The sequence below is a fragment of the Rhodanobacter sp. FW101-FHT13A11 genome (genome assembly GCF_058790335.1).
The window spans coordinates 18,919-41,105 of record NZ_JBYTCN010000006.1 but is presented as its reverse complement, the minus strand read 5'-3'; the positions used below and the strand labels follow the sequence as shown (position 1 = coordinate 41,105).

Below are 22,187 nucleotides of genomic sequence, written 5' to 3'. Positions count from 1 at the left end.
CCACTGTGGGGCGGCGAACCGTCGAAAATCTGGCCTCGCTCAGCCAGATTTTCGCCTCGACCACCAAAGCCCGACAGGCTCCTGGCATGCGGCGCCATCAGGATCGACAGGCAGAAGTGGAACGCCACGCCCAGGCTCACGGTGAGCCCGATCGCGCGCAGCACCGGGATCGTGGCCCACGCCAGCATGCCGAACACCAGCAGCGCGGACAGCACGCAAACCAGGGTGGCGTGCAGCGTGCGCCGCTGCTCGGCCGGGTCGCCGGTGTCGCGCTCGAAGAACAGCGCGTAGTGCAGGCCGAGGCCACCGGCGAGGATCAGCGCGACCAGGTGGAACAGCGAGATCTCGACGCCGGCCACGCGCTCCACCGCCAGCACCAGGAAGGTGGCCAGCGTCATCGGCGCCAGCACGTGCCAGGCGCGGCGCAGGCTGCGCAGCGCGAAGGCGATGGTCAGCACCAGCAGCACCGCGGCGGCCAGCAGCGCCTGCAGGATGCGCGTGCGGTAGCCGACCACCAGCGACTCGGAAGCGGCCTTGAGGTCGAGCAGGCGCACTGCGCCATGCGTGTTTTCGCCCAGCGCCTGCAACGCAGCCACGTCGTGCACGCCGCTGACCGTGCCCAGGCCCAGCCAGTGGCCGTCGCGCTCCACCAGCATCGCGGCGAGGCGCTGGCCCAGCGGCGCCTGCGCGTAGCGCTGCGGTGTCAGCGGCGGCAGCCGGCGCGCCGCCTGCACATCGTCGAGGAACGGCTGGAACAGGTCGGCGCGGAACGGCAGGCCCTGCAAGGCCTCATCCAGCGCGCGCTGCAGCGTGGCGCGGTCGGGCAGCTTCTGCTGCCGTTCGCGCTGCACCGCCACGCTAGGCAGATAGCGCGACGGCAGTTCCAGCGCGTCGGCGGCCTGCTTCGCCAGCAGCGCATCCACCCGCGGCTGCAGTGTTTCCGACAGTGCCAGCACGCCCTGCTCGGTCGGCGCCTGCAGCACCAGCAGGTAGCGCACGTCCGGCGCGCCGAGCGCCTCGCGCAGGCGCGCGTCGTGCTGCAGCAGATCCTGCGGCAAAGGGGTCAGCGCGGCGAGGTTGTCCTGCCAGAACGGCGCGGGCGCGAGCGCCAGCATCAGCACGATCGCCACGGCGACCGCGGCGGGAATCCAGCGCGGCCGCGGCAACCGGTCGACCACCTCGCGCGCGCGCGCCAGCCAGCGCATGTCGGCGACGTCGCGCACGCGCCGCGGCAGCAGGTGCGGCAGCAGGTAGCGCGTGCTGAAGCCGGCCACCAGCAGGCCGACGATGGTGAACACCGCCAGCTGCTTCAGCCCGTTCACGCCGGAGGCGTAGAACGCCAGGTAGGCGATGCAGGCCGAGGCGATCGCGGTGAGCAGCAGCGGCCACAGCGTGCGCACGCTGGCCACCGCATCCTCGCCGGCGCGGCGGTGGCTGAGCACGCGGATCGGATACTCCTGCGCCACACCGAGCAGGGTGAAGCCGAACGCCAGGGTGATCCCGTGCACTTCGGGGAACGCGAGCGTCAACACGGCGATGCCGGCCAGCGCGGCGCTGGCGATCGGCAACGCCGACAGCAGCAGCGAGCCGAAGCTACGGTACGCCAGCAGCAGCAGCGCGATGAAGCCCACGGTGGAGATGCGCCCGATCCAGTCGGCCTGGTGCCGTGTCTGCGCACCGACCACCACGCTGAAATAGCCCGGCCCGCTCAACTCGAGTTTCGCCCCGGCGCTGCCGGGCAGCGCGGCGAACGCCCGGCGGATGCCGTCGATCGCCTGCTGCTGCGCGCCGGGATCGAAACCGGCGGCAACCGTCTGTACCAGCAGCAGCGCCTCGCCCTGCGGCGAAAACCATACGCCCTCGCGCAGCTCCGGCGATTTCGCCGGCGCCCAGCGCTCGGCCAGCTTCAGCACCTCCAGCGTGGGGTCGCGCGGCAGCAGCCCTTTCAGCAGGCTCGCCGCGGGCGACGACAGATCGTCCAGCCGCTGCTGCAACTGATCAGAGAGATACGACTCGTCCAGCAGCTGCGTGTCCAGCGTGGGCGACAGCAGGTAGCGGTACGGCAGCAGGCCGGCGTCCAGCGCGCCGAGGTCGAAGCTGCCGTTGAGCACCTGGCTGTAGCGCTTGTCGTTTTTCAGCGAAGTAGCGAGGCCCTGACTCAGGTTCGCCAGCTGCGCATCGGATCCGCCAGCGCCGGCCATGGATGGCCCAGTGCCGCGGGCGCAGGCGACGGCAGGGACGCCGGAGTCAGAGCAATGCAAGGAGCAATTGCCGGACGCGCAGGAGCGGCCAATCGACAGCAGCAGCAAGCGCGAACCCGGCCCTTCGCCGACCTGCTCCATCAGCAGGCGCTGGTCCGGCGTGGTCGGCGCCGGCATGAAGCTGCGCAAGTCGGTGCTGACGTGCAGCCGCTGGCTCACCATCCAACCCAGCCCGGCCAGCGCCAGCAGCCAGACCGCCAGCAGCGTCGCGCGTGCGCCCCGGCTCATGCTCAGGGCGCGCTCCGGCACAGCGCGTCGAGCGCCTCGCGGGTGGGCGCAGCCGGCATCCGCGCGGCCAGCGGGCCGAGCAGGTCGACCGCGATGTCGCCGTCGGCTTCCTGCATGTGCATGCAGCGCGACTCCTTCGCGTGGCCGTCGATGCGGATGCTGGCGACGGTCTTCGCCACGCGGGCATCCCGCGGCACCAGGGTCAGCGCCCACGCGCCGCCGGCGTCGCCGGTCTGGCGGACCTCGAACGCCTGCTGCAATCGAGCGGCGTCGCCGCTGAGCAGCGCCACGAAACTGTCCAGCAGCACCTGCAGCTGCGGCGCGCGCTTCAGCGAGAAGTGCCGCGGGCTCCTGCCGTCGCGCTGCTGGGTCACCTCGCCGTCGGCGATGGTGGCGGTTTCCTTTTGCGGATGCTCGACGCGCCGCTGCAGCCGATCGCCGCCCAGCCACGACAACTCGCCCGAGACCACCAGCGGCCGGTCGAGCACCTGCAGGAAGCGCGCCTCGGCGAACGCGGTATGCGCCGGGGCCGGCTGGCCCAGCGCGGCAATCAGCGTCGCCGCCGATGCCGCCGGGGCCGGCTCAAGCGCCGACGCGCTCGCCCACGGCAGCAGCAGGATCAGCAGCCATAGGCGCGTCTTGCCAGAAATCATAGAAATTGAACCAGTTGTAGGGAGCGACCTGGACATAGTGTTCCAGCCGTTGCGCGTAGCGGGCAATCAACGCATCCAGCGCCGGGCCGCGGGCCTGCCGCGGCACCTCCACCCGGTCGCAGAACGGCTCGAACACCAGCCGGTAGCGGTTGCCGCCCAAATACAGGCCGAAGCACAGTACCACCGGCACCTGCAGCGCGTGCGCCAGCAGCCACGGGCTGACCGGGAACGGCGCCGGCGAACCGAGGAAGCCGGTACGCCGCAGCACCTCGTGGCCGCGGCCGCGATCGGCCAGCATCGCCACCAGCGCACCGCCCTGGCAGGCCTCGGCCATCGCCAGCACGATCGTGGTGCCGTCCTGCGCCGCATCGATCACGTTGGCACCCACCTGCGGCGCCAGCGCTTCCAGCAGCTCGGTCATCGCCGGCGTCTTCTGCTTGTCCAGCACCACCCGCAGCGACATCTCCGGCCGGCGCGCGCCGATCGCCCGCAGCGCCTCGAAGCTGCCCTGGTGCGAGCCGAACAGCAGCACGCCGCGGCCCAGGGCGATGCGTTCGTCGAGCAGGGCCAGGCCTTCGGTCTCGATCTGGAACGGCCGTTCGCCGTGCGCCAGCAGGAAGATCCGGTCCAGGGTGGTGGCGGCGAAACAATGGATGTGCCGCAGCACCTGCCACACCGTGGGCGGCCGGCCGAACACGCGTTGCAGGTACTGGCGCGAGGCCCGCCGCTCCGGTCCGCGGCGCAGGAAGAAGTACAGCGTGATCGGATACAGGCAGAACCGGCCCAGGCGGCGCCCGCCGTGCAGCGCGATCGTGCGGATCAGCCACAGCGCGAAGCGGCCACCGCCTTCAGGCCGGCTCTGCCAGTGTCCCTGCATGCTCATGCCGCTCCCTCGACCCGGCCGCGTGCCAGCACCATGCCGTCGCGCCGGATCTCGAACCGGACTTGCGCGCCGGCGGCGGCGCTCAGATGCAGCGTGGCGGTTTCCTCCGGCAGCAGCGGCGCCGCGAATTTCGCTTCCAGCACCCGCGCCAGCCGCTGGCCGCGCCAGGCGCGCAGGGCCAGCGCCACCTGCTCCAGCAACACCACCCCCGGCACCAGCGGCACGCCGGGGAAATGGCCGGGCAACGCGGGATGCCCCGCGCCGATGCGCAACGCCTGCTCGAAACCGGCGCTCATGGCGCCGCCACGCGCTTGCCGCGCAGCAGTTGCGGCCAGTGCAGCACCAGCCGCAGCAGCGTGTCGTGCAGGCCGGGATGGTGCAGATGGCGCAGCCGCCAGCGCCGGTAGGCGTACTCCAGCAGGAACGCCGCGCCCAGCAGCAGGTAGCCACCCACGTGCAGCCACGCCGCGGCCCAGCGATCGGGCACCGCCAGCGGCGAGGCGACGCCGGCGCGCGCCAGCAGCCCGTCGTGGTCGGCGCACAGCAGCAGCACCGCCAGCAGCAGCGCCTGGGCAGCCAGCAGCACTGTCCAGAACCAGGTGACCTGGCGCGCGTAGGCGGTCACCCCCGGCTGCCGCAGCCGCTCGGCGCCCTCGATGGCGACGATGAAACGCTCCACCAGCGGCTCGGCCGTACCCAGCGTGCGGCCGAACCAGCCCGCCAGCAACGCATTGATCAATACCGGCACCGCCTCCAGCAGCAAGCCGGCTAAACCGTGCCGCCACGTCCACAGCAGGCCGGCCAGCAGGCCCGACCACAGCAGCCACGCCGCGGCGCGGCGTGCCAGCAACTGCGACAGCATCGGCACGGTCAGCAGCAGCGCCAGCGCCAGCAGCGCAAAAACCTGCCGCTGCGTCACCGCGCCGGCGATCGCCAGCAGCGGATAGGCCGGCAGCAACAGCAGGCCGTAACGCCGCGTGATGTGATCGGACGAAAGTGAAGAGGACGTCATGCCGGGTTCCGCGTTGGCTCCGTCGAAGCCGCCAGCCTGCCACCGGCGCCGGAACATGGCGTGACAAAAGCGACGTCGATGCGTCGATGCGCCCGCTTCAAGCGGCGCGGTTCTTCTCGACATGCGCGGACAGCGTGCGCAGGCTGGTGAAGATCTGCCGGTTGTCCGGATTGTCCGAACGCAGCTGGAAGCCGTAGCGCCTGGACACGGCCAGGGCGATTTCCAGCGCGTCGATCGAATCGAGCCCCAACTCGCCGCCGAACAGCGGAGCGTCGGGGTCGATCTGTTCGGGGGTGACGCTCTCGAGATTCAGGCATTCCACGACCAGGGTGGCCAATTCGTGCTGCGCCGCTGTCTGTTCCGCCATGCTCGGTTCCGTACGCTGAATGCATTGCCTCCCCCCGGTGGCAGTGGGCGCGGAGTGTAACATAGCGCCCCTATCGTTCCCGGTTGCACGCAATGATTCAGGGATGTGAAAACCCGCAGATCGACCCGCTGACGCGCCGCGCCCCGCGGGTGTCCTACCGCATCGCCGACATCGCCGCCACCCTGGCCGAACCCGGCACGCTGGCGCTGTTCGGCTTCGCCAAGGCGGCGGCGGCCGGCGACGACCCGCGCTACCTGCAGGTGGCCCTGGAAAGTTTCGACGCCCCCGCGCCGCTGGAGCTGTGGCAGGTCGACGCGCCGGTGAGCTGCGGCAGCGACGGCGCGCTGCGCTGGTCGGCCGGCGGCGGCTGGCTGTTCGCCGCGATCGAGCTGGACGAGCGCGAGCACGGCGGCCCCGCCGCCACCGCGCAACGGGCATACGAGCTGCTGCATCGTTTCGTCGCCACGCGCGGCGAACGGCACGTGCTGCGCGTGTGGAACTACCTGGGCGCGATCAACCAGGGCGACGGCGACGCCGAACGCTACAAGCACTTCTGCGACGGCCGCGCCGCCGGCATGGGCGACTTCTTCGCCGAAGGCTTCCCCGCCGCCACCGCGATCGGCCACCACGGTGGCGAGCACCGCCTGCAGGTCTACCTGCTGGCCAGCGACCGGGCCGGCACGCGGGTGGAAAACCCGCGCCAGGTCAGCGCCTGGCGCTACCCGCGCCAGTACGGCCGCACGCCGCCCAGCTTCGCCCGCGCGATGGCGCTGCCGGCGCAGGACGTGCTGGCGATCTCCGGCACCGCCGCGGTGGTGGGGCATGCCTCGGCGCACCAGGACGATCTCGACGCCCAGCTCGTCGAAACCCTGACCAACCTCGAAACCCTGCTGTCCAGCGCCGGCATGGCCGCCGGCTTCGACACCCACTCGCCGCTGAAGGCCTACGTGCGCCACGTCGCCGACGCCCCGCGCGTGCGCGACTTCCTGCAGCAGCGCCTGCCCGGCGTGCCGGTGCTGCTGCTGCACGGCGACATCTGCCGCAGCGAGCTGCTGGTGGAGATCGATGGCTGGCGCTACGCGTGAAGCGAGTTACCTCGACCCACCGCGCGGCCGGAACTGCGTTTCGGCCGCACTCAAAAGGGTTCTCACTCGACCAATGGAATACGTCGTTTCTTCCGACAATTCGCGGATCGAGTGCCCCTGCTCATATTTCTTCTTGAGTGCCCGGCCAATATCTTCAGCGTCCCGGTCGTCAAGCCGAGAGCGTGGCGCGATCAGCGGCAGTTGCATGGGGCCACCAGCATAACCTTTGTGTTGCCGCCCGCGTGGCTCAACCTCCGTCGCTGACTCCGCACCCCATGCCGCCCAACCAGGACGCTGGCGGCGTGCAAACATCTCAAGATATGGTCCCGGAGAGCAATCCTCGATCAGTTCGTATTGCTCGTCCGGCTTTCTGGAATGCTCTCTTTTGCGGGTCTCGATCATATTGACTTGGCTGCGTGCCGGCGCAAGCGTTCGCATCGAGCCACGTACGCCGAACAGCAGCAGCTCGGTGACATTACGAAAGTAGAAGCCCACGCCGCGACCGTCCGGGCCACCATCCTTGCGTCGCTTCGCCCATACGATATTGGAGACATAGCGAAATCCCCACGCTTCCATGACCTTCATGCCATCGGGCAGCAAGGCATTGGGAACCCACAGGTACAGATGGCTGTTTTTTGCTGCCACCGACCGCACAGGAAGCGCGCAAATATCGCCAAGCTCCATGGTTGAATAGCGATCCAACCGGCGATGCTCGGGAGCGACCTTCCCCGTCCGGTTGGCAAACCGCCAAGGCGGATCCGCGAGAATAGTGCTCCAACCTTCCTCGGTAACAGGCAGCGGAACGGCATGTTCCTGCTCAACCAGCGGCATCGCCATTACGATTGTCCAATTAGATCTTCAGAGATAGAGTCTATTGGATCTTGGCATATCGCGCTAGTCCGGCGTGTGTGTCGCAGAGCAAATAAACACGGCCAACAAGGGGCACCCACCCGCGTCACCACGTGTCATGCGCGGCAACAACTTCTCGCGATTGGTAGTGGTCGTGGTGTTCAGGATGCGCCGTGCCTGATCGGCCGACATGCCAGCCTCAAGACCCAGCCGGCGACCCAAGTCCCGGAGATCCAGCGTGCGCGTAATCAGCACGCCGATGTCGATCAGAGCCGCGTCGTAGAGCGACCGATAGGCACCGATATCTCGGTCGAGGTTTCCGTCCTTGGCATTCCACTCCATATCCAGCGCCACGCGATCACGGAAGTTGTCGACCTTATACCCTTCGTTCCGTGTCTCGGTGACGATCGGCTCCAAGCTCGTTTCCCCTGCCTCGCGCAACGGCCTCCTCTGCAAGGAAAGTTGTATGAGAGTGTCGACACGTGCCTCGCGCCAGCCCCGCTCCCGGAACATCCGGTTCGCCCTCGCCGCCAGATCGCTCTCCTGACCGCCAGGCGTAATCAGATCCGACGTTCGCAAGTGAAAATTCCGAAGCACGTCGACCACTTGTTCGAACGCATCAGGATTGGTGGCGGCGAACACGGTGGCGGCATTTCGCGTCTCCGCAAACAGGTACCGTTTGCGAACATCCGACGGAAAGCAGTGTTCGAATGATTGAGTCAAATCCATGGTTTCTTTGAATACCGACAATCGAGATCAAGCGTCGATGTTAGCAGGCACAAGGCAAACCATTCGAACCTGCCACGCATCGCCTTGCAACCGTGTTGCGGAAGCACTCGCTCTAGTTCAGCCCGCCCTGCGCATGCAGGTGCAGTGCTAGTCGTAGGCCGGGTACAGGTGCAGTTCCTCGCGCGCCCAGCGCTTGTTGAGCGTGACCATCTGCTTGCCGTCGCCGCTAGCGAACACCAGATCGCACCCGTGCTCCATGCCGTCGAAGAAAGCAAGATCTCACGCGGCAGTTCACGCATATTGGCCTCGCATCCGTTGGGGCGGTTTGATGGCTGCAACATGGCCATGACCAGCAAGGGAAGCAAGCCGCACGGGTGCAGCACCCGAGCCCCTGCAGCGGCGGTGGCGGCGCTGATCCGAACCAGTCACAGTTCGCCCGACACCCCATCCCAACGCGGCAGGAAGCCGTTCTGCGCGGCTACTTCTGCTTCACTGGCCGCTTCCATCCCTCGAACGTCTGCTGCCGGCCGCGCGCCACGGTGAGTTCGCCCGCCGGGGCGTCATGCGTGATCACCGAGCCGGCGCCGATGGTGGCCTGTGCGCCGATGGTCACCGGGGCCACCAGCGCGCTGTTGGAGCCGATGAAGGCACCGTCGTCGATGCGCGTGACGAACTTGTTCACGCCGTCGTAGTTGCAGGTGATGGTGCCGGCGCCGATGTTGACGCCGCGGCCCACCACGGTGTCGCCGAGGTAGGTGAGGTGGTTCGCCTTGCTGCCTTCGCCGAGATGCGCCTTCTTGGTTTCCACGAAATTGCCGATGTGCACGCCGGCATCCAGCTCGGTGCCGGGGCGCAGCCGCGCGAACGGACCGATCGTGCAGGGGCCATGGGTCACCACGCCGTCCAGGTCGCAGTGCGGCTGCACCGTCGTGCCGGCCGCCAGCTGCACGTCCTTCAGCCGGGTGAACGCGCCGATGCGCACGTCGTCGCCGAGCACCACGCGACCTTCCAGGATCACGTCGATGTCGAGCTCGACGTCACGGCCGGTTTCGACCGTGCCGCGCACGTCGACGCGCAGCGGGTCGGCCAGCCGCACGCCGTCCGACATCAGCGCATGCGCGGCGCGCCGGCGATACGCCGCTTCCAGTTCGCTCAGCTGCAGCGGATCGTTCGCGCCGGCGGCCTCGAGCGGATCGGCGCACTCGACGCCGAGCGCGGGCCGGTGCTCGGCGGCGGCCATGCCGAAGATGTCGGTGAGGTAGTACTCGCCCTGCGCGTTGTTGCGGTCGAGCCGGCCGATCCAGCCGCGCAGCGCCCCCGCCTCGGCGACTAGGATGCCGGTGTTGACCAGGTTCACCGCGCGCTGGGCGTCGTCGGCGTCCTTCTCCTCGACCACCGCGCGCACGAAGCCGTTGCCGTCGCACAGCACGCGGCCATAGCCGCGCGGATCGGCGAGCCGCGTGGTGAGCAGACAGAAGCCGCCGTCCGCCGCCACCAGTTGCTGCAGGGTGTCGGCCCGGGTCAGCGGCACGTCGCCGTACAGCACCAGCACGCGCACATTCCCGGCCGGCGCGTCGTCGGGCACGCCGGCCAGCGCCTGCTCCACCGCATGGCCGGTGCCCAGCCGTTCGGCCTGCAGCACCCAGCGCAAGTCGGCCTGGCCGGCGAACGCCGCCTGCACTTGCTCGCCGCAGTGGCCGTAGACGACATGGATGGCCGCCGGCCGCAGCGCACGCGCGGTGTCGACCACGTGCGCCAGCAGCGGCCGCCCGGCCAGCGGCATCAGCACCTTGGCCCGGTTCGATTTCATCCGCGTGCCGGCGCCGGCGGCGAGGATGATGACGTGGAGCGGAACTTGGTTCATGCAATGAGGCCTCGACGCGTCCTGATCAAAAAAAGCATAGCAGCCAGCCCGGGCCGGACTGTGGCGGAAAAGGGCTCAGGGCTGCGCCGCCGCGGACGTAACCGTGGGCCGGCCGGCGTGGCACTCGAAACGGAATACATAGGCCAGGCTGAACGGTTTCGTCGCGCTGTCCACCACGTGGCTGTTGCCGTCGGCGTCGGCGGCCCAGCGATCGATCTGCAACGGGTTGAATCGCCATTGCAGCGCGGCCACGCGCACCGCGGCGATGAAGGCGCGCCGGCCGGCATCGGCCTGCGCCTCGGCTGTCACGCGCACTTCGCCGACCACGCCATTCGCACCGACGATGAACAGCGCCGGCACTTCCTGCGGCGGCGGGCAAACGGCGAGCAGATTCGGCGGATACACCGGCACCACGCGCTGGAACGGCGTGCCGCCGCTGGACACCTCGCCCAGCGCCAGCTGGTAGCGCGTCGTGCCGGGCGGCACCACGGCCCGCCACGATGCCTCGCCCGTGGCGGATGGCGACGGCCGCTGCGCGGGCTGCATGGTGGCGCAGCCGGCGAGGGCCAGCAACAGTCCGCTCCACGCGCATTTCAGCCGCGTCATCGCCATCATCCCTGTCTGCCCAAAGCTGCATCGTGCCGATACGAAAACGCCGGCACAAGGCCGGCGTCCTTCTTCGCGATGTCCATCGAAGCGACCGCTTCATCCATGAAGGCGGCCGCGGATGGCCGCCTTTTGATCCTGGCTTTGCGCTCAAGGATGAGCGCACAAACTAATGCTTGAGGCTCTTGCGCAGCCGCTCCAGCGCCTGCAGCTGGGTGATCGCCTCGGCCAGCTTGGCCTGCGCCTCGGCGATCTCCATCGCGTCGGTGCGGTTGGCCAGCGCGTCCTCGGCCTCCTTCTTGGCGCGCTGCGCGGAGGCCTCGTCCAGGTCGGCGGCGCGCGCGGCGGTGTCGGCCAGCACGGTGACCACCTGCGGCTGCACTTCCAGCATGCCGCCGGAAATCCAGAACTGCTGGCGCTCGCCGCCAGCCAGCAGCACGTCGACATGGCCCGGCTTGAGGCGGGTGATCAGCGGCGCATGGCGGGGCGTGATGCCCAGTTCGCCGATCTCGCCGGTGGCAACGACCATCGTCGCGTCGCCGGAGAAGATCTCGGCTTCGGCACTGACGATGTCGACGCGAATGGTGTGGGTCATGACTCAGGTTCCAAATGCTTGAGGCGACGGGCGGACGCGCGATCCGCCCGCAGGGATCAGGCGGCCTTCTTGGCGCCCATCTCTTCCGCTTTCTTGATCGCCTCGTCGATGCCGCCGACCATGTAGAACGCCTGCTCCGGCAGGTGGTCGACGTCGCCGTCGACGATCATCTTGAAGCCGCGGATGGTTTCCTTCAGCGACACGTACTTGCCCGGCGAGCCGGTGAACACCTCGGCCACGTGGAACGGCTGCGAGAAGAAGCGCTCGCACTTGCGCGCGCGCGCCACGGCCTGCTTGTCCTCTTCGCTCAGCTCGTCCATGCCCAGGATCGCGATGATGTCCTTCAGCTCCTTGTAGCGCTGCAGCGTGCCCTGCACCTTGCGCGCGACGTCGTAGTGCTCCTGGCCGATCACGTTCGGGTCGAGCTGGCGGCTGGTGGAATCGAGCGGATCCACCGCCGGGTAGATGCCCAGCGAGGCGATGTTGCGCGAGAGCACCACGGTCGCGTCCAGATGGGCGAAGGTGGTGGCCGGCGACGGGTCGGTCAGGTCGTCCGCGGGCACGTACACGGCCTGGATCGAGGTGATCGAGCCGGTCTTGGTCGAGGTGATGCGCTCCTGCAGCACGCCCATTTCCTCGGCCAGGGTCGGCTGGTAGCCCACCGCCGACGGCATGCGGCCGAGCAGCGCGGATACCTCCGTACCGGCCAGCGTGTAGCGGTAGATGTTGTCCACGAACAGCAGCACGTCCTTGCCCTTGCCGTGCTCGTCCTTCTCGTCGCGGAAGTACTCGGCCATGGTCAGGCCGGTCAGCGCCACGCGCAGGCGGTTGCCCGGCGGCTCGTTCATCTGGCCGTACACCATGGCCACCTTGTCGAGCACGTTGGAGTCCTTCATCTCGTGGTAGAAGTCGTTGCCCTCGCGGGTACGCTCGCCCACGCCGGCGAACACGGACAGGCCCGCGTGCGCCTTCGCGATGTTGTTGATCAGCTCCATCATGTTCACGGTCTTGCCTACGCCGGCACCGCCGAACAGGCCGACCTTGCCGCCCTTGGCGAACGGGCAGACCAGGTCGATCACCTTGATGCCGGTTTCCAGCAGGTCGTTCGCGGCCGCCTGGTCGGCGTAGCTCGGCGCTTCGCGGTGGATCACCCAGCGGTCCTGCTCGCCGATCGGACCGGCTTCGTCGATCGGGTTGCCGAGCACGTCCATGATGCGGCCCAGCGTCTGCTTGCCGACCGGCACCTTGATGCCTTCGCCGGTATTGCGCGCCGCGAGGCCGCGCTTCAGGCCCTCGGTCGAACCGAGCGCGATGGTGCGCACGATGCCGTCGCCCAGCACCTGCTGCACTTCCAGCGTGATCTCGGTGCCGTCGATCTTCAGCGCGTCATACACCTGCGGCACCTGGTCACGCGGGAACTCCACGTCGATGACCGCGCCGATGATCTGAACAACTTTGCCCTGGCTCATGCTGATAGCTCCGGATGAATCTCTTTAAGATTTCGATTTGTACAAAGCGCCAATGAAACGTCGCTCTTACTAGGAGTGCGGCCATGGATGGCCGCCTTTTGATCTTGCTCTGCGATCAGGGACGATCGCACTTATACAGCCGCTGCGCCGCCTACGATTTCCGAGATTTCCTGGGTGATCGCTGCCTGACGGGCCTTGTTGTAGACCAGGGTCAGTTCGCCGATCACCTTGTTCGCGTTGTCCGACGCGCTCTTCATCGCGACCATGCGCGCGGCGTGCTCGCTGGCCAGATTCTCCAGCGCCGCCTGGTACACCACCGACTCGATGTAGCGGGTCAGCACGTGCTCCAGCACGGTCTGCGCGTCCGGCTCGTAGATGTAGTCCCAGTCGTGGCTCGCTTCCAGCTTCACGCCGGCATAGGCCGACTCGCCCGCTTCCTGGTGCGCTTCCATTTCCGAGGCCACCAGCGGCAGCGGCAGCAGCGCATCGATGGTCGGCTTCTGCGTCATGGTGTTGACGAAGTCGTTGTAGGCGAGGAACACGCGGTCCAGGCCGTTGGCCTGGTAGGCGTCCATCATCACCTTGATCACGCCGACCAGCTGTTCGAGCTTCGGCTTTTCGCCGAGATGGCTGACGCTGCCGACCAGGTTGACGCCCTTGAGGCGGCGGAAGAACGCCACCGCCTTCTGCCCGATCGCCACCACGTCGACCTGCACGCCCTGCCGCTGCCATTCGGCGATCGCCGGCAGCAGACGGCGGAACAGGTTGGAGTTGAGACCGCCGCACAGGCCGCGGTCGGTCGACACCACGATGTAGCCGACCCGCGCCACGTTGTCGCGCTGGACCAGGAACGGATGGCTGAAATCGGTGCTGGCCTGCGCCACGTGCGCGATCACCTTGCGCATCGAGCGCGCATACGGGCGCGAGGCCTTCATCAGATCCTGCGCCTTGCGGATCTTCGAGGCCGAGACCATCTCGAGCGCGCGCGTCACCTTGCGCATGTTCTGCGTGCTCTTGATCTTGGTTTTGATTTCGCGTCCGCTGGCCATGCTCTATCCGCTCGTTATGCTCGCTGGTGGGAAGGGAGAAGATTGCCTCCCTTCCGATTCGCCACTACCCGTATTACCAGCTGCCGGTCTTCTTGTACTCGTCCAGCGAAGCCTTGAAGACGGCCTCGATGTCCTTGTCCCAGTTGCCGGTGGCCACGATGGTCTTCATCAGGTCGGCGTGGTTCTGGTGCATGAACGCGTGCAGGCCCTTCTCGAACGCCAGCACCTGGTTCACCGGCAGGTCGTCGAGGTAGCCCTGCTCGGCGGCGTACACCGACAGCGCCAGCTCGGCGATCGACAGCGGCGAATACTGCTTCTGCTTCATCAGCTCGGTGACGCGCTGGCCACGGTCCAGCTGGGCGCGCGTGGCCGGGTCCAGGTCCGAGGCGAACTGCGCGAACGCGGCCAGCTCGCGGAACTGCGCCAGGGCCAGCTTCACGCCGCCGGACAGTTTCTTGACGATCTTGGTCTGCGCGGCGCCGCCGACGCGGGACACCGAGATGCCGGCGTTCACGGCCGGGCGGATGCCGGCGTTGAACAGGTCGGTTTCCAGGAAGATCTGGCCGTCGGTGATCGAGATCACGTTGGTCGGCACGAACGCCGAGACGTCGCCGCCCTGGGTCTCGATGATCGGCAACGCGGTCAGCGAACCGGTCTTGCCCTTAACGATGCCGTTGGTGAACTTCTCGACGTACGCCTCGGACACGCGCGAGGCGCGCTCGAGCAGACGCGAGTGGAGATAGAACACGTCGCCCGGATACGCCTCGCGGCCCGGCGGGCGCTTCAGCAGCAGCGAGATCTGGCGGTAGGCCACGGCCTGCTTGCTGAGATCGTCGTACACGATCAGCGCGTCCTGGCCGCGGTCGCGGAAGTATTCGCCCATCGCGCAACCGGAGTACGGCGCGACGTACTGCAGCGCAGCCGACTCGGACGCCGAGGCGACCACGATGATGGTGTTGGCCAGCGCGCCGTTCTCGTCGAGCTTGCGCACCACGTTGGCGATCGACGAACGCTTCTGGCCGATCGCGACGTAGATGCACTTAATGCCGGAATCCTTCTGCGCGATGATCGCGTCGATCGCCAGCGCGGTCTTGCCGGTCTGGCGGTCGCCGATGATCAGCTCGCGCTGGCCGCGGCCGACCGGGATCATCGCGTCGACCGACTTGTAGCCGGTCTGCAGCGGCTGGTCGACCGACTTACGCCAGATCACGCCCGGCGCGACCTTCTCGATCGGCGCGTTGAGCTTGGCGTTGAGCGGGCCCTTGCCGTCGATCGGGTTGCCCAGCGCGTCGACGACGCGGCCGAGCAGCTCGGGGCCGACCGGCACTTCGAGGATGCGGCCGGTGGTCTTGGCGGTGTCGCCTTCGCGCAGGTGCTGGTATTCACCGAGCACCACCGCGCCGACCGAGTCGCGCTCGAGGTTCAGCGCCAGCGCATATGCGTTGCCCGGCAGCTCGATCATTTCGCCCTGCATCACATCGGCCAAGCCGTGGATGCGCACGATGCCGTCGGACACGCTGATGATCGTGCCCTCGTTGCGCGCTTCCGCACCGAGCTTGAACTGCTCGATGCGGCTCTTGATCAGTTCGCTGATCTCGGACGGATTCAGTGTGGTGCTGGACATGGCAAGTTTTCCTGGGATTCGCGCCGCATCAGCGGCACCCGATAGTTTTTGATTCTTAGGTCAATGCGCCAGAGCGCTGGCCAGTTGCGCCAGGCGTCCGCGTGCGGAGCCGTCGATCACTTCTGCGCCGGTATCGATCACCACGCCGGCCAGCAGCGAGGCATCGACCCGGGTATCGAGTTCGATCTCGCGCTTGAAGCGGCGCTTCAGCGATGCCTTGAGCTGCTCGGCCTGGGCCGCGTCCAGCGCCATCGCGCTGGTCACCTTGACCAGCAGCTGCGACTCGGACTCGCGCTTGAACGCCTCGAACAATTCGGCCACTTCCGGCAGCAACGCCAGCCGGCGCTGCTCGGCCATCTCGACGAGGAACTGCCCGAACGGGGCGTCAGCGGCCATGCCGGTCGGCAGGTGCAAGGCCACCAGTTGCGCCGGCAGCACCCGCGGGTCGTTGCCGAGGCCGGCCACGCGCGGGTCCTTCGCCACCGCGGCGGCGAACGCCAGCGCCTGCGACCATGCCGGCAGCGAACCGGCGGCATGCGCCACTTCGAAGGCGGCGCGGGCGTACGGACGAGCGAGGGTGATTGCCTGGGCCATGGATCAGATCTCGGCCGCGAGCTGGTCGAGCAAGGCCTTGTGCGTCGACGCATCGACCTCGCGCTGCACGATCTTGCTGGCGCCCTGCACGGCCAGTGCACCGACCTGCTCGCGCAGCTGGTCACGGGCGCGCTGCGCCATCAAGGCGATGTCGTCCTGCGCCGCGGCCTTCAGCCGGTTGATCTCGGCGATCGCCTCGACACGGGCCTTGTCGATGATCTGGTTGGCCTGCTGCTGGGCCTTGTCGATGATCTCGGAGGCCTGCTGGCGGGCCTGCTTGATCTCGCCGGCCACCTTCACGTCGGCGCTCTTCAGCTCGGCATGGGCGCGCTCGGCGGCGTTCAGGCCTTCGGCGATCTTGACCTGCCGCTCCTCGATGGCCTTGTTGATGTGCGGCCAGATGAAGTGGACGCTGAACCAGATCAGGATGGCGAACGAAATCATTTCGCCAATCAAGGTCGCGTTGAAATCCATCGCTGCGTTACCTGTAAATACGGAGTGGAACAGACGCGGGCATCACGACACCCGGGCCGGATACGCGGTGGCGCCGCAACGGCGCCACCGGAGTGCTTCTTACTGGCCTGCGCCGGCAGCCGCCAGCACCTTGCCCAGCAGCGGGTTGGCCACCGCGAAGTACATCGCCAGCGCTACGCCGATCAGGAACGCCGCGTCGATCAGGCCGGCCAGCAGGAACATGCGGCCCTGCAGCAGCGGCACCAGCTCCGGCTGACGGGCAGCGGCCTCAAGGAACTTCGAGCCCATGATGCCGATACCGATACAGGCGCCGAGTGCACCAAAACCGATGATCAGGCCGAGCGCGATGGCGGTGAAGCCCTGGATTTGTGCAAACTGAACGAGATGTTCCACGGTGATCTCCTGAGAAATACGAACTGAAGTCAAAACGGATGAAGCGAAGGGTTCGAGGTACGCGGATCAGTGGTGATCGTGTGCCATCGAGATGTACACGATCGTCAGCACCATGAAGATGAATGCCTGGATCGAGATGATCAGGATGTGGAAGATGCCCCACACCGTGTAGCCGATGATGCCCGCGCCGTACAACGCCCAGCCGGCCAGGCCGGCACCGGCGCTGAACAGGCCGGCGATCAGCATGAACACCAGCTCGCCGGCGTACATGTTGCCGAACAGTCGCATGGCCAGGCTTACCGGCTTGGACGCCAGCTCGACCAGGTTCAGCGCGAAATTCGGGATCCACAGCGCCGGATGTTTGCCGAACGGCGCGGTGAACAGCTCGTGCATGTAGCCGCCGGCGCCCTTGGCCTTGAAGCTGTAGAAGATGATCAGCACGAACACCGTCAGCGACATCGCGAAGGTCATGTTGATGTCGGCGGTAGGTACGGCGCGGAAATGGCCGATGCCGAACTTCTCGGTGATCCACGGCAGCAGATCGACCGGCAGCAAGTCCATCGCGTTCATCAGGAACACCCAGATGAACACGGTCAGCGCCAGCGGCCCGAGGATGCGGCGGTCGCCATGGAACACGTCCTTGACCTGGCCGTCGACGAACTCCAGCACGATCTCGACGAAGGCCTGGCCCTTGCCCGGCACGCCGGCGGTGGCCTTGCGCGCCTTCAGCCAGAACCACAGGCAGAACAGCACACCCAGCACCAGCGACACGGTGACCGAGTCGATGTGCACCGCCCAGAAGCCGCCCTCGCTGGTATGCGGAGTCAGATGCTTCAAATGGTGCTGGATGTATTCGGTAAGACCGCCCTGCGGCTCGCTTGCCATGGATCAACCCTTGAATCTGAACGCCACCAGATAAACCGCGTAAGCCGCCGCCAACCCCGTGATGGCGGCCAGCGGTGGCAACTTGAATTGGAACAGGATCACGACCAGCCCCCCGACGATCACGATCCACTTCAGGAGCATGCCCGTCAGCAGGCGACCCAGTGCCTGGCCTGCCCCGCCGACGTCGCCGAAAAACCGCGCCGACATCAGCGCGGTACCCAGCGCCACCGTCGCCGCCCCTGCCGCCGCCGCCACCGCTTCGCGATGACCCAGCGCCAGGAAAACCAGGCCAGCCAGCAACGCCACAGCAAGCTGCAGCAGGATGATGCGCAAGGCGAGGCGTCGACCCGAGGCTAGACTGTTGAGCACGTAGCGTCTCCGCGCGGCCTGCACCAGGCGGCACCGATACAGCTGCGGGCCACGATCCAATCCGTAAAAGTATATCAGCGCGGCAATTGCAGCGACAAGCCATGCAGCCTGCGACATCGCGTCCGGCCGCCGGATTCCGTGACCCAATCGTCCCGCCCGACCCACCGCATGCATTGGCCGACGGCACACACAAACAGGGCCGAACACGAGGCTCGGCCCTGATTCATCGCATGGAGGCGCGACGGTGCTGCTGGATTACTTGGCGGCAGCCTTCTTGGCGGCGGCAACCGGCGCGGCAACGGCGTCGTTGGCGGCCTGGCGCTGCTCCTGCACGAGCGCATTCAGCGACTCGGCGGTCTTCTGGGTGACCGCGAGAACTTCCTGCGAAACCGCCACCGCGCGCTCGGCGTTGTCGCGGCTCAGGCTGGCACCCTTCTCCCACAGGCTGCGCAGGCCGTTGATGTCGCGGGCCTCCAGCGCCTCGGCGACGAATTCCGCAGAAGCCTTGGCCTGCTCCTCGAGAGCCTTGAGCTGCAGCTCGGCGACTGTCTCCAGACCCTTCAGGGCCAGCGACTGCGCCTTGAACGCGCTGTCGGTGAACTGCTTGGTGTAGGCAAAAAGCTGGTTGTTGAGCTGCTGCGTCATGGCGTAGTCCTCGTGGAGGATGGGGTAGTGGTAGGCACTCTAGCAGCGATTTTTGTGCATTGCAATATATTTTTTGTAGATTATACGCAATGTCAGAAAATATTCATTTGAAAACGCCAATTTATGACGGATCCATGAAACATTGCGACGCGTCAAAAGCTGTCACGACTACAACGCGCCCCAGAGGTGCAGGTTTCGTGCACCACCACCTTGTCCAGCCCCGAAAGGCGCGGCTGCAATCGTTGCCAGATCCAGCGCGCCAGCATCTCGCTGGTCGGGTTCTCCAGCCCTTCGATCTCGTTGAGGTAGTGGTGGTCGAGCTGGTCGAACAGCGGCGCGAAGGCCGCCTTCACGTCGGCAAAGTCCATCACCCAGCCCAGCCGCGGGTCCGGCTCACCCGCCAGATGGATCTCGATGCGGAACGAATGCCCGTGCAGCCGCGCACACTTGTGCCCGGCCGGCACGTTCGGCAGCCGATGCGCCGCCTCGATCTGGAACACCTTGAAGATATGCATGGCAGACGCCCACGTGTCGTGACGAGAGTGACCGGCGGAAAAACACACGCCCGGGTCATGGTGGCTATGGGTGGACTCGAACCACCGACCCCAGCATTATGAGTGCTGTGCTCTAACCGGCTGAGCTACATAGCCACGGGGGAACCCGCCATGCCGGATCGGAACGATGCGGGCGGGGCGCGGCAGTGTAGTCGTGTCGCCCGCCGGGTTCAAGTCTGTCGCTTGCCGCTGCTTCGCGCGCTGTGGTTGAATCGGCCGCAGGAGCTAGGTGTGGCCGTGCCGGCAAACCACGCCGCACGCCCCAGGAGGCGACATGATCGATGTTGATGGCTACCGTCCGAACGTGGGCATCGTGCTGCTGAATGCGGACGGCCGGCTGTTCTGGGCGCGCCGGGTCAGTCGCGATGGCTGGCAGTTCCCGCAGGGCGGCATGCATACGGACGAGACTCCGCTGGAGGCGATGTACCGCGAACTGCAGGAGGAGACCGGGCTGGCCGCGCACCACGTGGAGGTGCTCGGCGCCACCCACGGCTGGCTGCGCTACCGCCTGCCCGGCCGCTATGTGCGCCACCACCAGCGCCCCATCTGCATCGGCCAGAAACAGGTCTGGTTCCTGCTCCGGCTGGTCGGCGACGAGGGCGAGCTGAAGCTCGATGCCTGCGAGAAGCCGGAGTTCGACCTGTGGCGCTGGGTCGATTTCTGGTACCCGGCCGCGCACGTGGTCAACTTCAAGCGCCAGGTCTACGAACGGGCCTTGCGGCATTTCGCCCCGCTGGTGGAGGAACTGTTCGGCATCCAGCTCGGCAAGCTGCCCCCGCGCGACGACGCCGATTCCCCGCCCACCGGGCCGCGCGACGGTCGCGCCGCCGCCTGAACGGATGGCCGCAGGCGATCGGCTGATTGTTGACAATCATTCGCATTCGCGTTCCAATGCGCACCATGTACATCTGCATGTGCAACGCCGTCACCGATCACGACATCCGCCGCGAAGCGGCCAATGGCGTGCATGCCTTTGCCGAACTGCAGGCCCGCACCGGCTGCTCGGACTGCTGCGGCTGCTGCGAGCAGGAAGCGCGCGCCACGTTCGACAAGGCCTTGTCGCAGGTCACCTGCCGGCTGCCGCTCGCCACAGCCTGAGTTTCCTCTTCTTCTGTTCGCGTCGTGCGGGGGTTTCATCCCGCACCAGGCAAACTGTTGTCGTTCTCATTGCCGCCGTCGGAGCGTGGAGTTTGTATAGTCCACGTTGTCTTCGAACGGAGTGGAAGCCATGAAGGGTGATGCCAAGGCCATCGAGTTCCTCAACAAGGTGCTCTACAACGAGCTGACCGCGATCAACCAGTACTTCCTGCACTGCCGCATGTTCAAGGACTGGGGCTACAGCGAGCTGGCGGAGCACGAGTACAAGGAGTCGATCGAGGAGATGAAGCACGCCGATCATCTGATCGAGCGCATCCTGTTCCTCGACGGACTGCCGAACCTGCAGCGCCTGGGCAAGCTGCGCATCGGCGAGAACGCGCTGGAATGCCTGCAGGGCGACCTGGACCTGGAACTGGCCGCCGTGAAGGACCTGCGCGAGGCGATCGCGTACAGCGAAGGCATTGCCGACTACGTCAGCCGCGACCTGTTCAAGGGCATCCTGCACGACGAGGAAGAGCACATCGACTGGCTGGAAACCCAGTTCAGCCTGGTCAAGGACATCGGCGCGGAGCGCTACCTGCAGAGCAAGATGCAGAGCTGAACCGCGCGGGTCGTCGCCCCCGCCGGCAGGCGGTGCCCCCGAAGCGTGCACCCGTTCCTTGACGCTTTCGTCACGCCGGGGCTATACCTCTGGCTTTCCCCGGAACGCGCCGCATGGCCTCACGACCACCACCGCGCTTCGTCGTGCGCCGGCACGACGACACCGGCCATCGTCGGCGCTGGCTGTGGCTGGGTTTGGCCTGGCTGGGCAGCCTGCTGGCGATCGGCCTGGTTGTCGGCGCATTGGCGCGGCGGGCGAACACCCCGGCCGCCGTGGACAACCGCCAGCAGCGAGCCCTGCTCGGCCAGATCGACGATCTGAAGCAGCAGCTCGCCAACCTGCAGCGCGCCGCCCAGGTCAACGAGGTCGCCACCCGTTCGCTGCGCGGCACCCTGGCCCAACGCGAGGAAGAACTGAACGGCCTGCGCGCCGACCTGGGCTTCTACGCGCGGCTGGTCGGCGGCGACGCCCAGCGCCAGGGCCTGAAGCTGCAGGAGGTGAAGCTGCAGCCGATCGCCGGCTCGCGCGGCTGGAACCTCGGCCTCAGCCTGACCCAGAACGCCAAACGCGGCGAGGAAGTCTCCGGCCACGTCCTGGTCAGCGTGGAAGGCCTGCGCGGCGACAAGGTGGCGAGGCTGGACTGGCCCGCGCTGGGCGACACCGCGCAGAAGGACGGCCTGCCGTTCCGTTTCACCTATTTCCAGCAACTGCACGGCACCATCGTGCTGCCGGCCGACTTCCGCCCGACACGATTGCGCATCAGCATCCGGCCGGACGGCGGCGCAGCCCTCGACCACGCCGTCGCCTGGGGCGCCGCACTGAGCGGAAACATCACTACTACCGTAGGGGACCACGATGCTCAACCGTAGACGTAACGATCGCAACGATCGCAATACCAGCAGCCACGAGACCAGCCTGATCGCCCGCGGCACGGTGATCCGCGGCGACCTGCGCTTCAGCGGCGCGCTGCACCTGGACGGCCGCATCGAAGGCAGCGTGCTGGGCGAAGGCGACGATGCCATGTTCACCCTGAGCGAACACGGCCAGGTGCACGGCGAGATCCATGTGCCGCAGGCGGTGATCAACGGCCACGTGACCGGCGATGTCTTCGTCAGCGTGCGTCTGGAACTGGCGCCGCAGGCGCGCATCGACGGCGACCTGCGCTACCACACGATGGAAATGGCCGCCGGCGCGCAGGTCAACGGGCGCATCTCGCGCCAGGTTGGCGAAGCCCAGCGCGAACTGCCGGCGCCGGACGCCGAGCTCGACGAGGCCGTACCCGCCTGACGCGGTATGCTTG

At 67.1% G+C, this 22,187-nt stretch carries 26 protein-coding genes, 1 tRNA gene and 1 pseudogene; 6 read left to right on the top strand and 22 right to left on the bottom strand.

What is annotated here, in order from left to right:
- Positions 1–83 precede the first annotated feature (83 nt).
- From AC3WRN_RS08505 to AC3WRN_RS08480, 6 genes and pseudogenes are all read right to left on the bottom strand, one after another.
- A pseudogene (locus tag AC3WRN_RS08505) lies at positions 84–2,489 on the bottom strand (MMPL family transporter); the annotation flags it as partial.
- A gap of 2 nt (positions 2,490–2,491) precedes the next feature.
- Positions 2,492–3,142 carry a LolA-related protein gene (locus AC3WRN_RS08500; protein WP_492622640.1) on the bottom strand — a complete coding sequence of 217 codons (651 nt, stop codon included), beginning with the start codon at positions 3,140–3,142 and terminating at the stop codon, positions 2,492–2,494.
- Complete coding sequence (locus AC3WRN_RS08495) at positions 3,072–4,025, bottom strand: lysophospholipid acyltransferase family protein (RefSeq protein WP_492622639.1); 954 nt, start codon at positions 4,023–4,025, stop codon at positions 3,072–3,074. The genes AC3WRN_RS08500 and AC3WRN_RS08495 overlap by 71 nt, the downstream gene beginning before the upstream one ends.
- Entirely contained in the window at positions 4,022–4,321 is a 300-nt protein-coding gene (locus tag AC3WRN_RS08490; protein ID WP_492622638.1) for an ApeI family dehydratase, read from the bottom strand. Before AC3WRN_RS08490 ends, AC3WRN_RS08495 begins: the two co-directional genes overlap by 4 nt.
- Entirely contained in the window at positions 4,318–5,037 is a 720-nt protein-coding gene (locus tag AC3WRN_RS08485) for a COG4648 family protein (RefSeq protein ID WP_492622637.1), read from the bottom strand. The genes AC3WRN_RS08490 and AC3WRN_RS08485 overlap by 4 nt, the downstream gene beginning before the upstream one ends.
- A 97-nt stretch (positions 5,038–5,134) precedes the next feature.
- Positions 5,135–5,404, bottom strand: a complete 270-nt coding sequence (locus AC3WRN_RS08480; RefSeq protein WP_492622636.1) for a phosphopantetheine-binding protein — start codon at positions 5,402–5,404, stop codon at positions 5,135–5,137.
- A 92-nt stretch (positions 5,405–5,496) separates the two neighbouring features.
- Here AC3WRN_RS08480 and AC3WRN_RS08475 point away from each other — a divergent pair, with 92 nt between their 5' ends.
- Positions 5,497–6,489: a chorismate transformation FkbO/Hyg5 family protein gene (locus AC3WRN_RS08475; protein WP_492622635.1), complete on the top strand. Its 993-nt coding sequence runs from the start codon at positions 5,497–5,499 to the stop codon at positions 6,487–6,489.
- Between the two features lie 6 nt (positions 6,490–6,495).
- On the opposite strand, the gene AC3WRN_RS08470 is transcribed toward AC3WRN_RS08475, so the two are convergent.
- The 16 genes from AC3WRN_RS08470 to AC3WRN_RS08395 all read right to left on the bottom strand — a co-directional run bounded on the left by AC3WRN_RS08470 (position 6,496) and on the right by AC3WRN_RS08395 (position 19,284).
- A complete protein-coding gene (locus AC3WRN_RS08470; protein ID WP_492622634.1) occupies positions 6,496–7,326 on the bottom strand; it encodes an MT-A70 family methyltransferase in 831 nt (276 codons plus the stop codon).
- A gap of 57 nt (positions 7,327–7,383) precedes the next feature.
- Complete coding sequence (locus tag AC3WRN_RS08465) at positions 7,384–8,088, bottom strand: BglII/BstYI family type II restriction endonuclease (protein WP_492622633.1); 705 nt, start codon at positions 8,086–8,088, stop codon at positions 7,384–7,386.
- 457 nt (positions 8,089–8,545) lie between these two features.
- The gene (gene glmU, locus AC3WRN_RS08460) at positions 8,546–9,931 is read right to left on the bottom strand and encodes a bifunctional UDP-N-acetylglucosamine diphosphorylase/glucosamine-1-phosphate N-acetyltransferase GlmU (RefSeq protein ID WP_492622632.1); all 1,386 of its coding nucleotides are present in this window, start codon (positions 9,929–9,931) and stop codon (positions 8,546–8,548) included.
- Between the two features lie 75 nt (positions 9,932–10,006).
- The gene (locus AC3WRN_RS08455) at positions 10,007–10,537 is read right to left on the bottom strand and encodes a hypothetical protein (protein ID WP_153021744.1); all 531 of its coding nucleotides are present in this window, start codon (positions 10,535–10,537) and stop codon (positions 10,007–10,009) included.
- A gap of 169 nt (positions 10,538–10,706) precedes the next feature.
- The gene (locus AC3WRN_RS08450; RefSeq protein ID WP_068096194.1) at positions 10,707–11,132 is read right to left on the bottom strand and encodes a F0F1 ATP synthase subunit epsilon; all 426 of its coding nucleotides are present in this window, start codon (positions 11,130–11,132) and stop codon (positions 10,707–10,709) included.
- A gap of 56 nt (positions 11,133–11,188) precedes the next feature.
- Positions 11,189–12,601, bottom strand: a complete 1,413-nt coding sequence (gene atpD, locus AC3WRN_RS08445; protein WP_007512397.1) for a F0F1 ATP synthase subunit beta — start codon at positions 12,599–12,601, stop codon at positions 11,189–11,191.
- A 131-nt stretch (positions 12,602–12,732) separates the two neighbouring features.
- Positions 12,733–13,650: a F0F1 ATP synthase subunit gamma gene (gene atpG / locus AC3WRN_RS08440; RefSeq protein ID WP_068096196.1), complete on the bottom strand. Its 918-nt coding sequence runs from the start codon at positions 13,648–13,650 to the stop codon at positions 12,733–12,735.
- Between the two features lie 73 nt (positions 13,651–13,723).
- Positions 13,724–15,274 (bottom strand): F0F1 ATP synthase subunit alpha, encoded by a 1,551-nt coding sequence (atpA, locus tag AC3WRN_RS08435; protein WP_492622631.1) that lies wholly within the window; start codon positions 15,272–15,274, stop codon positions 13,724–13,726.
- Positions 15,275–15,334: 60 nt separating this feature from the next.
- A complete protein-coding gene (locus tag AC3WRN_RS08430) occupies positions 15,335–15,868 on the bottom strand; it encodes a F0F1 ATP synthase subunit delta (protein ID WP_492622630.1) in 534 nt (177 codons plus the stop codon).
- Between the two features lie 3 nt (positions 15,869–15,871).
- Positions 15,872–16,342 (bottom strand): F0F1 ATP synthase subunit B, encoded by a 471-nt coding sequence (locus tag AC3WRN_RS08425; RefSeq protein ID WP_492622629.1) that lies wholly within the window; start codon positions 16,340–16,342, stop codon positions 15,872–15,874.
- Between the two features lie 99 nt (positions 16,343–16,441).
- Positions 16,442–16,735 (bottom strand): F0F1 ATP synthase subunit C, encoded by a 294-nt coding sequence (atpE, locus tag AC3WRN_RS08420; protein ID WP_068096202.1) that lies wholly within the window; start codon positions 16,733–16,735, stop codon positions 16,442–16,444.
- Positions 16,736–16,801: 66 nt separating this feature from the next.
- Positions 16,802–17,620 carry a F0F1 ATP synthase subunit A gene (atpB, locus tag AC3WRN_RS08415; protein WP_492622628.1) on the bottom strand — a complete coding sequence of 273 codons (819 nt, stop codon included), beginning with the start codon at positions 17,618–17,620 and terminating at the stop codon, positions 16,802–16,804.
- Positions 17,621–17,623: 3 nt separating this feature from the next.
- Positions 17,624–17,989: a hypothetical protein gene (locus AC3WRN_RS08410; RefSeq protein WP_492622627.1), complete on the bottom strand. Its 366-nt coding sequence runs from the start codon at positions 17,987–17,989 to the stop codon at positions 17,624–17,626.
- Positions 17,990–18,244: 255 nt separating this feature from the next.
- Positions 18,245–18,634, bottom strand: coding sequence for a phasin family protein (locus tag AC3WRN_RS08405; protein WP_027490334.1), 390 nt, complete (start codon positions 18,632–18,634; stop codon positions 18,245–18,247).
- Positions 18,635–18,786: 152 nt separating this feature from the next.
- Positions 18,787–19,149 (bottom strand): 6-carboxytetrahydropterin synthase QueD, encoded by a 363-nt coding sequence (queD, locus tag AC3WRN_RS08400; RefSeq protein WP_492622626.1) that lies wholly within the window; start codon positions 19,147–19,149, stop codon positions 18,787–18,789.
- Positions 19,150–19,207: 58 nt separating this feature from the next.
- Positions 19,208–19,284 (bottom strand) — tRNA-Met (locus AC3WRN_RS08395).
- Between the two features lie 178 nt (positions 19,285–19,462).
- Here AC3WRN_RS08395 and AC3WRN_RS08390 point away from each other — a divergent pair.
- The 5 genes from AC3WRN_RS08390 (at position 19,463) to AC3WRN_RS08370 (ending at position 22,174) form a co-directional block, all read left to right on the top strand.
- Positions 19,463–20,023, top strand: a complete 561-nt coding sequence (locus AC3WRN_RS08390; protein ID WP_068095555.1) for an RNA pyrophosphohydrolase — start codon at positions 19,463–19,465, stop codon at positions 20,021–20,023.
- Between the two features lie 56 nt (positions 20,024–20,079).
- A complete protein-coding gene (locus tag AC3WRN_RS08385; protein WP_492622625.1) occupies positions 20,080–20,286 on the top strand; it encodes a (2Fe-2S)-binding protein in 207 nt (68 codons plus the stop codon).
- A gap of 130 nt (positions 20,287–20,416) precedes the next feature.
- Complete coding sequence (gene bfr, locus AC3WRN_RS08380; protein ID WP_068095553.1) at positions 20,417–20,887, top strand: bacterioferritin; 471 nt, start codon at positions 20,417–20,419, stop codon at positions 20,885–20,887.
- 113 nt (positions 20,888–21,000) lie between these two features.
- Complete coding sequence (locus AC3WRN_RS08375; protein WP_068095551.1) at positions 21,001–21,756, top strand: DUF6776 family protein; 756 nt, start codon at positions 21,001–21,003, stop codon at positions 21,754–21,756.
- Positions 21,743–22,174 (top strand): bactofilin family protein, encoded by a 432-nt coding sequence (locus tag AC3WRN_RS08370; RefSeq protein WP_068095549.1) that lies wholly within the window; start codon positions 21,743–21,745, stop codon positions 22,172–22,174. The genes AC3WRN_RS08375 and AC3WRN_RS08370 overlap by 14 nt, the downstream gene beginning before the upstream one ends.
- Positions 22,175–22,187 lie beyond the last annotated feature (13 nt).